This window comes from Caulobacter sp. DWP3-1-3b2 (assembly GCF_049896325.1).
GTDB lineage: Bacteria > Pseudomonadota > Alphaproteobacteria > Caulobacterales > Caulobacteraceae > Caulobacter.
This window is the reverse complement of record NZ_JAFCUB010000045.1, coordinates 18,755-29,718: the sequence shown is the minus strand read 5'-3', so window position 1 is coordinate 29,718 and position 10,964 is coordinate 18,755. Positions and strand designations below refer to the sequence as shown.

Below are 10,964 nucleotides of genomic sequence, written 5' to 3'. Positions count from 1 at the left end.
CCCGACTGGGCGGCTGGACCGGCTACTACGGCAAGCCCGGCCCCATCGTCATGCTACGCGGTTGGCGCAGCCTCCAGGACCGCAAATGCGGCTGGACCCTGGCTAACTTACAGGCCGCCATCAGACATGTGTGAATCTGCTAGCCCACAGGGGGAGGATTTACGTCTCCGCGTCACAGCGCGCACTGGCTATCCACCCTGTGAACGCCTATGTTCCTCAGTGGCGGGTCTGCTGTGGCCCTCGTCGAAGATTTCTATTCCCAGGGACCGTAATCTACCTCTAGGGAGTTGTTCCCTCCCGTGGCCGTGGCTGCGGGAACACGACGCCCACCTGTCAAACCAGGTTCGAGTGGATTGAAACGTCTTCACGGTTCTTCACGGCGCCGCCACCTTCCCTCATATAGGCCTGATGGCCATCAAAGATCCCGCCGTCGCCAAGGCCGCCCTGCGCCTGCTGGTCCGCAACCGCCGCAAGGCGCTGGCCCTTGAGCACCCTGAAGCCGACTGGAGGATTGTCGAGGTGGCGCGGAGCCCCCTGAGCGCCCGCTTCCCCGATCCGGCCGGCAAGGTCGCGGCGCTCTATGCCGGCGTCGGCGCCGAGATCGACCCCCGCCGCCATCTGGCCGCCTGGTTGCTCGAGCAAGGCTGGGCCCTGGCCTTGCCCCGCGTGGAAGCGGAGAACGGCCCGATGGTCTTCCGCCAATGGACGCCGGGCGACACGCTGACCCGCGACGAGGCCGGCATGAACGCGCCCGAGCCGGTCAAGCCCGCGCTCGATCCCGACCTGGTCATCACGCCGCTGCTGGCTTTCGACCGCGAAGGTCGCCGGCTGGGGCAGGGCGGAGGCTATTACGACCGGGCGCTGGAGGCGCTGCGGGCCAGGGGCGACGTGTTCATGCTGGGGCTGGGCTATGTGGGCCAGGAGACACACGGCCTGCCTGTCGAACCCCACGACCAACGATTGGACGCCATCCTGACCGAAAGCGCGTATATCGCGGTCCGAAAGGACTAATTCCGCATGCGCTTTGCCTTCTTCGGGGATGTCGTCGGCAAGTCCGGCCGCGACGGCCTGTCCGACCATCTGCCCGCCCTGCGTCGCCATCTCCAGCTGGAGTTCGTGATCGTCAACGCCGAAAACGCCGCCGCCGGCTTCGGCATCACAGAAAACACCGCCCGCGAGCTGTTCGAGGCCGGGGCCGACTGCCTGACGCTGGGCAACCACAGCTGGGACCAGCGTGAGGCGCTGACCTACATCGTCCGCGAACCGCGGCTGATCCGTCCGGCCAACTATCCGGCCCTGTCGGACGCGCCGGGCAAGGGCAGCCACCTGTTCCAGACCGAGGGCGGCCGGACGATCATGGTCATCAACCTGCTGGGCCGGGTGCACATGGACGCCATGGACGACCCCTTCGCCGCCGCCGACCGCGAGCTGGACAAGGCGCCGCTGGGTCAGGTGGCCGACGCGGTGGTGGTCGACATGCACTGCGAGGCCACCTCCGAAAAGATGGCCATGGGCCACTATTGCGACGGCCGCGCCTCGCTGGTGGTCGGCACCCACACCCACGTGCCCACCGCCGACGCCCAGATCCTGCCGGGCGGCACCGCCTACCAGACCGACGCCGGGGCCTGCGCCGACTATGACAGCGTGATCGGCAACCAGAAGGAAGAGCCCCTGCGGCGCTTCACCACCAAGATCAGCGGCGGCCGCTACCAGCCCGCCAGCGGTCCGGCGACGATCTGCGGCGTGTTCGTCGAGACCGACGACCGCACGGGCCTGGCGGTCCGGGTCGAGCCGATCCGCATGGGCGGGCGTCTGAAGGAGACGGTGCCGGAGGTTTGACGGCCCTCTCCCGGAGGGGAGAGGGAGGGGCCCGCGCGAAGCGTGGGAGGGTGAGGGGTCACGCCGTCAACCGGAGCGCCGCGCCTGTGGCCTCGACGACGCCGCCTGGGTCGGCAAGTACGACCTCGTTGCCGAACCGTAGGACCCGATAGCCGCAGCGCTGCAGCGCCTCGGTGCGCAGAGCGTCATGGTCTTCGCGGCCTTCATGGGTTGGACCATCGAGCTCGACGATTAGATGCGCGTCCCGGCAGGTAAAGTCGGCGAAGTAATGATCGATCGGAACCTGGCGGCGAAACTTGTAGCCCCCGAGGCGACGGCCACGAACGATCGTCCATAGCTTTTCCTCGGCCAGGGTTTGGCCGCGTCTCAGACGGCGAGCGGTTGCGATCGGATCCATGGAACGAGCTTGGCCTTGTCTGCGGCTGTGGCAAGCAAAGTAACCAGGGTTTCACTTTAACGGCGTCACCCCTCACCCTCCCACCGCTCTGCGGCGGGCCCCTCCCTCGCCCCTCCGGGAGAGGGTTTCATTCAGCCACGCTTGTGTCCGTCACGCCTTCGGCCAACAATCGCCGCGCAACCTTGTCCGCCCCAGGAGCTTCCCATGACCGACGCCATCTATACCGCTCACGCCCACGCAATCGGCGGCCGTCAAGGCACGGCCAGGACCGACGACGGCCATCTGGACGTCAAGCTGGGCTATCCCAAGTCGATGGGCGGCGATGGCGAGGGGACCAATCCCGAGCAATTGTTCGCGGCCGGATATGGGGCCTGTTTCCTCGGCGCGCTGGGCTTGGTGGCCCGCAGCCAGGGCGTCAAGCTGGGTGAGCACAGCCTGGACGTCGAGGTTGACCTGATCAAGGACGACACCAGCTTCCACGTCGGCGTACGCTTGATGCTCAACGCGCCCGATCTCGACGCCGAGACGGCGCTGAAAATTCTGCACGCCGCCCACGAGGTCTGCCCCTATTCGAAAGCGACGCGCGGCAATATCGAGGTCGAGCTGAAGGTGGCGTGACGCCGAAAGTTCCGTCCCCTGTGCGGGAGGCCCTATTTGAGCGCCAGGCTACAGCCGGCAGCGGGCCACGACGCCGCGACGAACGACGTAGGTGTCGGTGCGCGAATTGTAGCTGCGATAGCGGGTCTGGCAGGCGCGCACATGCTGGTACCAATTGGCATGGCGCGAGTAGGACTTGGGCGGGTGCGGCGGGCGCGAGCCCCAATGATCGTCCCAGCGGCCATAGTCGCCCCGGCCCATGTGGTCGCCGCGATCCATGTCGTGGCCCATGCCGCGATCCTGGCTATGGTCTTGATGATCCATGTTGGATGAGCCCATGGACCCCATGGGCGAATTGGAACTGGGCGCGGGGTGGCGGTCGCCGGGCGGTCCCATCGGCTGGCTGCTTTGGGCGAACACCGCCAGGGGCGTCGCCGCCAGTAGCGCCGTCGAGACGGCGACAAGCATGAAGTTGCGCATGATCTTGGCTCCTGGCGCCCGAAGACGCGGCGGCGTCCGGGGGAGCCTGATCGCGATAGGGACGCCCCACCTCAACCGCTGGGCCGGGGCGCGGTTCCAGCCGGCGAGCGGCTTCCGAAGCGACGCGGGGTGACAAAACCCCGTTTCAGACGGTAGAAGCGCGCCCTACCTTTCCATTCCAGATCAGAGAAGAGCCTCCGAATGGCCGGCCACTCGAAATTCAAGAACATCATGCACCGCAAGGGCCGCGCCGACGCCGCGCGCTCCAAGCTGTTTTCCAAGCTGTCGCGGGAAATCACCGTGGCCGCCAAGGCTGGCTTGCCCGACCCCAACATGAACCCGCGCCTGCGCCTGGCGGTCAACAACGCCAAGGCCGAGAGCCTGCCCAAGGACGTCATCGACCGGGCGATCAAGAAGTCGCAGATGGGCGACGCGGCCGACTATGCCGAAATCCGCTACGAAGGCGTGGCGGCCGGCGGCGTCGGCGTCATCGTCGAGGTGCTGACCGACAACAAGAACCGCGCCGCCGCCAATGTTCGCTCCTACTTCACCAAGCTGGGCGGAAACATGGGCGCCACCAACTCGGTGGCCTTCAACTATGACCGCGTCGGCCAGGTCTCGTACCCCGCGAAGGCCGCCAGCGAAGACGCCATGATGGAGGCCGCCATCGAGGCCGGCGCCGACGACGTGGTGTCGGACATGGACGAGGAGGGCGAGGGCCACACGGTCTATACCGCCTTCGAAAGCCTCAACGAGGTCGCCGCCGCCCTGGAAGCCAAGTTCGGCCCGGCCTCCAACACCAAGATCGCCTGGCGCCCAAAGATGCAGGTGCCCGTCACCGGCGAGGCCGTGGTCACCCTGATGAAACTGCTCGACGCCCTCAACGACGACGACGACGTCCAGGCGGTCTATTCCAACGAAGAGATCAGCGACGAGGACGTGGCGAGGCTGGGGTGATTTCCTTATCCCCTTGCGGGAGAAGGTGTCGCGAAGCCGACGGATGAGGGGTCTCTCAGACATCTGACGCGGCGTTCGTCCTCACCGCTGGGCGCGGCGTTAGGCGGTCTTCGACCCCTCACCCGACCCGCTTCGCGGCCCCCCCTCTCCCGCAAGGGGAGAGGGATTTTGCGTCTCGGACTTTCCGCGACGAGGCCGACCGCGCTACACTCCCCCCATGCCGTTGCGCCTGCACATCGACACCGACTGCGGCGTGGACGACGCCCTGGCCCTGGCCCTGCTGGCGCGCGCGCCCGACGCGGTTGACGTGGTCTCGGTGTCGGCGGTGTTCGGCAACACCTATGTCGACCAGGCCGCAGCCAACGCCCGGGGCGTGCTGCGGCTCGCGGGCTGCGCGGCCGAGGTCTATATCGGCGCCGGCTCGGGCCTGGCCAAGCGGCGGGTCGAACGGATGCGACCGGCCCATGGCGTCGACGGCCTGAACGGCGCGGGTTTTTCGCAGCGCTGGAAGCTGCCGGAACTGGACCACGGCCACGGCGCCAGCCTGCTGGCCTATTGCGCGCGCCGCAAGCTGACGGGTCTGTTCCTGGGCCCGCTGACCAATCTCGCCCAAGGCCTGTTGGAGGAGCCCGGCGCCTTTCGCGGCTGGGGTCCGACGGTGATGGCCGGAGCCTTCGCGGTCGAGGGCAAGGCGGCCGGCGGCGCCGACTTCAACAGCTGGAGCGACGCCGATGCCCTGGCTCGAGTGCTGGCGGCCGGGGTCGCTCCGCGCCTCATTCCGCTGGACATCACCTCCCAGGTGACCCTGACCCTGGAGGCCATGGCGGCCGGCGCGGCCAGTTGCGGCACACCCTTGTCGGTCCGGCTGAACCGGGCGCTGGGTCCCTATGCCGCCTTTCACCACAAGGCCTGGGGGATCGACGGCTGCCATCCTCACGACGCGGTGGCCGCCGTCAGCCTGATCGCGCCTCGGCTGTTCGGCTTCGAGCCGGCGCGCGTGCGGGTCATCACCGATGGCGCGGGCATGGGCCGGTTGCAGCGGATCGAAGGCGAGCCCAATGCCGAGGTCTGCGTCGCCGTCGAGGCCCTGGCGGTCGAGCGCCTGCTGCTGGAGCGGCTGTTCTGCCAGCCGGTGCTGAGCCCGGCCTAGAGCAAGCCGCGCGATGTAGGAGTCGCACGGCTTGCTCTAGACTTTTGTTTTAGCATCGCTTTTGCGGAAAACCGGTGGCCACTTTTCCGCGCGATGCTCTAGGCCGGAACCGCGCGCGCCGCCGGCTTAACCAGCCGGGCGAGGCAACTGCCCCACAGCACCACCGCCGCAGCCAAGCCGATCGCCAGCGGCCGGTGAGCGGCATCGAGGGCCAGGCCCCCCAGGCCGATCAGCACCAGCAGCAGGCCGGTGACATAGTAGATCGGGGCCGGGATCCACTTGGCCAGGGGCAGGAAGTGCAGGCCGACGATGACCGCGCAGACCGGGAACAGATCGTCCAGCCGGCCCAGATTGAGCAGCACGTTGGCGGCCACGAACATCGCCAGGCCCTCGCCGGCCCCGGCCAGGGCGAGCACGCGGCCCGCCCGCTTCTTGTCGGCGGGGGCGCGAGCGGGCTCGCCCTTCAGCCGGCCGCGCGCAAAGACGACCAGCAGGACGGAAATCACGGGTCCCACCAGGGCCAGGCCGACCGGCGCGTGACCAAACTGCACGCCGCCGACCCACCAGGCGGCGGCGAAAAAGGAAAGGAAAACGATGGCTGCCATCGCAAAGCGCCCCCACACGCGACGGAAGCGTTCTTGTGTGCTGGGAGCCGCGTCTTGGCAACCCTGGGTTCTCTAGCGCGGATTAAGGTTTTGTAAGGCAAGTCGCGCCTTTTCCTGACGGGCAAGACAGGCGATGGTGCGAGAACACATGATGAACGCGAATCGCATCCCGATCCGAATCCTGGGCCTCGATCCCGGTCTGCGCCGCACCGGCTGGGGCGTGATCACCATCGAGGGTTCGCGCATGGGCCATGTCGCCCACGGGGTGATCGCCCCGGACGACAAGGCCGACTTCGCTTCGCGCCTGCTCTGGCTGTTCGAGGGCATCTGCGCGGTGATCGAAGAGCACCGCCCCGACGAGGCGGCGGTGGAGGAGGTGTTCCTCAACACCAACGCCCAATCCACCCTGAAACTGGGCCACGCCCGCGCCGCCGCCCTAATCGCCCCCGCCCGCGCCGGGCTTCTGGTCGCCGAATATTCCACCCGCCTGGTCAAGAAGGCGGTGGTCGGCACCGGGGCGGCCGACAAGGCCCAGATCGGCTTCATGATCGCCCGCCTGCTGCCGACGGCCGGCAAGACCACGGCCGACTGCGCCGACGCCCTGGCCGTCGCCATCACCCACGCCAACCTGCGGATCGCCAACCGGAGGGTCGCATGATCGGTCGACTGAGGGGCGCCGTCGCCGAGATCGGCGAGGAAGAGGCGCTGATCGACGTCATGGGCGTCGGCTATGTCGTGCGCTGCGGGTCGCGGACTTTGCAGCGGCTTCCGGCCCTCGGCGAGGAGGCCCTGTTGCACATCGAGAGCCAGTGGAGCGAAAGCGCCGGCTTGCGCCTCTATGGGTTTGGCGCCCGCGAGGACCGCCGGGCCTTCGTGCTGCTGCAGGCCATCCAGGGCGTGGGACCCAAGGCGGCCATGGCCGTGCTGGACGTGCTGTCACCGGCCGAGCTGGCCAGCGCCGTGGCGCGCGAGGACAAGGCCGCCGTTGGGCGGGCGTCGGGCGTGGGGCCCAAGCTCGCCCTGCGGATCGTCACCGAGTTGAAGGGCAAGCCGATCACCGACGGGCCGGTCTTGATGACCGCGCCGGGCGCCGTAGCGTCGGCCCCCGCCAAGCCGGCCCCGACCGGCGACGCCGTGGCGGCGCTGATGGGCCTGGGCGTGGCCGAGGTCAACGCCCGCCGGGTGGTCGAGGCGGCGGCGGCCAGGCTGGGCGAGGAGGCGACGGTCCAGGCGCTGATCAAGGCGGGACTGCAGGAGTTGGGGCGGTGAGCGTTCGTCTCACTCCCCCCACCGGCCCTTCGGGCCACCTCCCCCAGAGGGGGAGGATTTGCGCCCCTAAGTCCTCCCCCTGTGGGCGAGGTGTCGGCGCAGCCGACGGAGGGGGGATATGACCCGCATCATCTCCGGCGAGGCCCAGCCCCAAGAGCAGATCCCCACCTCCAGCGACCGCGCCCTGCGCCCGCAGACCCTGGCCGAATTCGTCGGCCAGGAGCAGGCCAAGGCCAATCTGCGGATCTTCATCGAGGCCGCCAAGGGCCGGGGCGAGGCTCTAGACCATGTGCTGCTGTTTGGCCCGCCGGGTCTGGGCAAGACCACCCTGGCCCAGATCGTGGCCCGCGAGCTGGGCGTCAATTTCCGCGCCACCTCCGGCCCGGTGCTCAACAAGGCCGGCGACCTGGCGGCGATCCTGACCAATCTGGAAGCCAACGACGTCCTGTTCATCGACGAAATCCACCGCCTGCCCTCAACCGTGGAGGAGATCCTCTATCCGGCCATGGAGGACCATGTGCTGGACCTGGTCATCGGCGAGGGACCCTCGGCCCGCTCGATCCGCATCGACCTGGCGCCCTTCACCCTGGTGGCGGCGACGACGCGGGCGGGCATGCTGGCGACGCCGCTGCGCGACCGTTTCGGCATCCCTATCCGCCTGGAATTCTACACGCCCAAGGAGCTGCAGCTCGTGCTGCTGGGCGCCGCCCGCAAGATGGGTGCGCCGCTGAACGAGGAGGGCGCCGCCGAGATCGCCGCCCGGGCGCGGGGCACGCCCCGGGTCGCCGGCCGCCTGCTGCGCCGGGTGCGCGACTTCGCCGAGGCCGACGGCGCCAGCGTCATCGACCGCAAGGCGGCCGGCATGGCCCTGGCGCGGCTTGAAGTCGACGAACTCGGATTGGATTCTCTCGACCGCCGCTACCTGCGGGCCCTGATCGAGAACTATGGCGGCGGCCCGGCCGGCGTCGAGACCCTGGCCTACGCCATCGCCGAGGCCCGCGACGCGGTCGAGGACGTCATCGAGCCCTATCTGATGCAGCAGGGCTTCATCCAGCGCACCCCGCGCGGGCGGATGGCCTGTGGCAAGGCTTATCTGCACCTGGGCTTGCAGGAGCCGGTGAGCGTGCCGAAGATCGTGCAGGGCGGGCTGTTTGGGGAAGAGTGAGGGGAAGACGTGGGGCGAGACGTGCTGGAAGGCTCAAAGCCAGGCGAACGATCCGGACCACCTGGCGGCGGGCGTCCGAACGTCTGGATTTTCCAGTCGCCCCTATCGCCGGCCGAGATCGTTGAACGTTTGACCCAGAATATCGGTCGCATGGGTGAAGCCACGGCGAAACCCACCATCGGGATGGTCGGCGCGGACGAGGCCAGGCTCTACCAGCAGCCGACGAGCCCGCGGAGTACGCCGACGCCACTTCGCATGGAGTGGATCGCAAACAACGGCGGAAGCACGGTGAAATGCCGTATGCCCCAGCGCCGCGACGCGCGCACGTTCTTCAAGGTGTGGAGGATCGCGGCTTTGCTGCCGCTTCTGACCGTACCCGGTCTGATCAGGACTATCGCAAAGGGGGGCTATCCTCCATTTGGCGGCGGCCTAGGTTCGCTCTGGTTCAACCTGTTCGGAGCGTTGGCTTTCGCGGGCCTGGCGTTCGCGTTGCCCAATCTCCTCCGCTGGGGCCTAGCGCAGGAGCGTATCGCCCTTCTCAACTATGCGACGGAGTTGCTCGACGCCGGACCGATCCGAGAGGCACGGGAATGATCGGTCGAGCAGGAAGCGCCGAAGGGCTGGACTCCGGCCAGCGAAAATCGGAAGCCGCTCCGGTGACCGAGAGCAGGACCATGACTTACCCTGAACCCACCGCCGGCGTTTTCGAGGGCCGCGAGCACCGACTGCCGGTGCGCATATACTACGAGGACACCGACTTCTCCGGCCTCGTCTATCACGCCAATTATCTGCGCTATTTCGAGCGCGGGCGGAGCGACTTCTTTCGGCTGGTGGGGATTTCGCACACCGAGCTGGCGGCGGTCGATACGGCCTTCGCGATCACCCGTATGGCGCTGGACTTCAAGAAGGCAGCGCGGGTCGACGACGCCCTTCTGGTGCGCACTTGTTATGACCGGATCAAGGGCGTGCGGCTGTTCTTCAGCCAGACGCTTACGCGTGGCGATGACCTGATCGCCCAGGCGGCGGGCGAGGCGGTGTGCATCACCCTGGGCGGCCGGCCGCGCAAGCCCGCGCCGGAGATGGCGGCCAAGCTCGCGCCGTGGCTTGAGGTTCAAGCTTGAGCAATCAAAAACCATCCCGCCCGCCAGGCGTCATAGTTTCACCATTGCGCCGCTTCATGCCAGTAAGGCGCAACGGAACCTGAGCGGGTGCGCTATGACCTGCTCCTACGATTAGACGCCCCGACGGAGCTGACCCCGCATGGACGCCGCCGCAGGCCCCCAGAGCTTTTCCTTCATCTCGCTGTTCCTCCAGGCCGACTGGGTGGTCAAGGCGGTGATGATCGGCCTGATCCTGGCCTCGCTGGGCTCATGGGCGGTGATCATCGACAAGCTGTTCCGCTTCGCCGCGTTGAACGGCGCCGCCAACCGGTTCGAGGACCAGGTCGGTTCCGGCCAGGGGCTGGAGGAGGTCGCCGCCCAGGCCGGGGCCAATCCGCGCCATCCCCTGCCGCGCATGCTGCAGTCGGCCCTGAAGGAATGGCGCGACGCCAAGGCCAAGGGTCCGATCGGCGAGAGCCAGGCCGCCTTCCTGATCCAGCGCATTGACCGGATGATGGACACGCTGATCTCGCGCGAGACCGGCAAGGCCGAGGAGGGCCTGGGCAGCCTGGCCATCGTCGCCACCGCCAGCCCGTTCATCGGCCTGTTCGGCACGGTGTGGGGCATCATGCACGCCTTCCAGAGCATCGCCCTGTCGAAGAACACCTCGCTGGCCGTGGTGGCGCCGTCGATCGCCGAGGCGTTGTTCGCCACCGCCATCGGCCTGATTGCCGCCATTCCGGCCTATATCGCCTACAACAAGTTCTCGACCGACGCCGGCAAGTACGCGGGCCGGCTGGAGAACTTCGCCGACGACCTGTCGACGGCCATCCAGCGTCGCCTGAGCGAGCGGGTCTAGCCTCATGGCGATGTCAGCCAATGACGCCTTCGCCACCGGCGGCCGTCGCGGTCGCCGTCGTCGCGGCCGCCGGGGCAAGGGCGCCCTGTCGGAGATCAATGTCACGCCGCTGGTCGACGTGATGCTGGTGCTGCTGATCATCTTCATGATCAGCGCGCCGCTGCTGACCGCCGGCGTGCCGCTGGAACTGCCCAAGACCGAGGCCGCCGCCCTGCAGAACCAGCAGGAGCCGATCACCGTCTCGATCAAGGCCGACGGCTCGACCTTCGTGGGCGAGGCCCCCGTGCCCTTCGCCGACCTGGCCCCGCGCCTGAACGCCGTCGCCGGCGACGGCTATGACAAGCCGATCTTCGTGCGGGCCGACGGCAAGGCCAACTACGCTACGGTGGCCCAAGTGATGGCGGCGCTGTCCAACGCCGGCTTCAGCAAGATCAACTTGCTGACCGACACCGGCGGGCCGTCTTCGGGCGTCGCGCCGAAGGCCGCCGCGAGCGGCGCCGGCGCGTTGCGCCCAGCGCAGTAGGATTCGGCAGTGCCCGGCCCCTT

At 68.1% G+C, this 10,964-nt stretch carries 15 protein-coding genes; 12 read left to right on the top strand and 3 right to left on the bottom strand.

The window, feature by feature from the left end; translation table 11 throughout:
• The first annotated feature begins 408 nt into the window (after window positions 1-408).
• Together ACP7AG_RS19695 and ACP7AG_RS19690 are read left to right on the top strand one after the other, a co-directional pair.
• Window positions 409-1,011, top strand: a complete 603-nt coding sequence (locus tag ACP7AG_RS19695; RefSeq protein WP_426032981.1) for a 5-formyltetrahydrofolate cyclo-ligase — start codon at window positions 409-411, stop codon at window positions 1,009-1,011.
• Between the two features lie 6 nt (window positions 1,012-1,017).
• Entirely contained in the window at window positions 1,018-1,839 is an 822-nt protein-coding gene (locus ACP7AG_RS19690; protein ID WP_426014576.1) for a TIGR00282 family metallophosphoesterase, read from the top strand.
• Window positions 1,840-1,897: 58 nt separating this feature from the next.
• On the opposite strand, the gene ACP7AG_RS19685 is transcribed toward ACP7AG_RS19690, so the two are convergent.
• Window positions 1,898-2,236, bottom strand: a complete 339-nt coding sequence (locus tag ACP7AG_RS19685; protein ID WP_426032979.1) for an endonuclease domain-containing protein — start codon at window positions 2,234-2,236, stop codon at window positions 1,898-1,900.
• A gap of 204 nt (window positions 2,237-2,440) precedes the next feature.
• On the opposite strand from ACP7AG_RS19685, the gene ACP7AG_RS19680 reads away from it, so the two are divergent.
• On the top strand, window positions 2,441-2,854 hold the full coding sequence (locus ACP7AG_RS19680) for an organic hydroperoxide resistance protein (protein ID WP_426032977.1): 414 nt from the start codon (window positions 2,441-2,443) through the stop codon (window positions 2,852-2,854).
• Window positions 2,855-2,902: 48 nt separating this feature from the next.
• Here ACP7AG_RS19680 and ACP7AG_RS19675 read toward each other — a convergent pair whose 3' ends face one another.
• Window positions 2,903-3,313, bottom strand: coding sequence for a BA14K family protein (locus ACP7AG_RS19675; RefSeq protein WP_426032975.1), 411 nt, complete (start codon window positions 3,311-3,313; stop codon window positions 2,903-2,905).
• 201 nt (window positions 3,314-3,514) lie between these two features.
• Between ACP7AG_RS19675 and ACP7AG_RS19670 the strand changes: the two genes are divergently transcribed.
• Both ACP7AG_RS19670 and ACP7AG_RS19665 read left to right on the top strand, forming a co-directional pair.
• Window positions 3,515-4,270: a YebC/PmpR family DNA-binding transcriptional regulator gene (locus ACP7AG_RS19670; protein WP_426014583.1), complete on the top strand. Its 756-nt coding sequence runs from the start codon at window positions 3,515-3,517 to the stop codon at window positions 4,268-4,270.
• A gap of 217 nt (window positions 4,271-4,487) precedes the next feature.
• A complete protein-coding gene (locus ACP7AG_RS19665; RefSeq protein ID WP_426014586.1) occupies window positions 4,488-5,420 on the top strand; it encodes a nucleoside hydrolase in 933 nt (310 codons plus the stop codon).
• A gap of 98 nt (window positions 5,421-5,518) precedes the next feature.
• Here the strand turns inward: ACP7AG_RS19665 and ACP7AG_RS19660 are convergent, their stop codons facing one another.
• A complete protein-coding gene (locus ACP7AG_RS19660; protein ID WP_426032973.1) occupies window positions 5,519-6,025 on the bottom strand; it encodes a hypothetical protein in 507 nt (168 codons plus the stop codon).
• 136 nt (window positions 6,026-6,161) lie between these two features.
• Here ACP7AG_RS19660 and ruvC point away from each other — a divergent pair, with 136 nt between their 5' ends.
• The 7 genes from ruvC (at window position 6,162) to ACP7AG_RS19625 (ending at window position 10,941) form a co-directional block, all read left to right on the top strand.
• Window positions 6,162-6,683, top strand: coding sequence for a crossover junction endodeoxyribonuclease RuvC (gene ruvC, locus ACP7AG_RS19655; RefSeq protein ID WP_426014752.1), 522 nt, complete (start codon window positions 6,162-6,164; stop codon window positions 6,681-6,683).
• Window positions 6,680-7,294, top strand: coding sequence for a Holliday junction branch migration protein RuvA (ruvA, locus tag ACP7AG_RS19650; protein WP_426032971.1), 615 nt, complete (start codon window positions 6,680-6,682; stop codon window positions 7,292-7,294). Before ruvC ends, ruvA begins: the two co-directional genes overlap by 4 nt.
• Window positions 7,295-7,412: 118 nt before the next feature.
• Window positions 7,413-8,459, top strand: coding sequence for a Holliday junction branch migration DNA helicase RuvB (ruvB, locus tag ACP7AG_RS19645; protein WP_426032969.1), 1,047 nt, complete (start codon window positions 7,413-7,415; stop codon window positions 8,457-8,459).
• 150 nt (window positions 8,460-8,609) lie between these two features.
• Window positions 8,610-9,053, top strand: a complete 444-nt coding sequence (locus tag ACP7AG_RS19640; RefSeq protein WP_426032967.1) for a hypothetical protein — start codon at window positions 8,610-8,612, stop codon at window positions 9,051-9,053.
• Between the two features lie 80 nt (window positions 9,054-9,133).
• Window positions 9,134-9,580, top strand: coding sequence for a YbgC/FadM family acyl-CoA thioesterase (locus ACP7AG_RS19635; protein ID WP_426032965.1), 447 nt, complete (start codon window positions 9,134-9,136; stop codon window positions 9,578-9,580).
• Window positions 9,581-9,719: 139 nt separating this feature from the next.
• Window positions 9,720-10,418: a protein TolQ gene (gene tolQ, locus ACP7AG_RS19630; protein ID WP_426014596.1), complete on the top strand. Its 699-nt coding sequence runs from the start codon at window positions 9,720-9,722 to the stop codon at window positions 10,416-10,418.
• Window positions 10,419-10,422: 4 nt separating this feature from the next.
• Window positions 10,423-10,941: an ExbD/TolR family protein gene (locus ACP7AG_RS19625; protein ID WP_426014598.1), complete on the top strand. Its 519-nt coding sequence runs from the start codon at window positions 10,423-10,425 to the stop codon at window positions 10,939-10,941.
• Window positions 10,942-10,964: the final 23 nt, after the last annotated feature.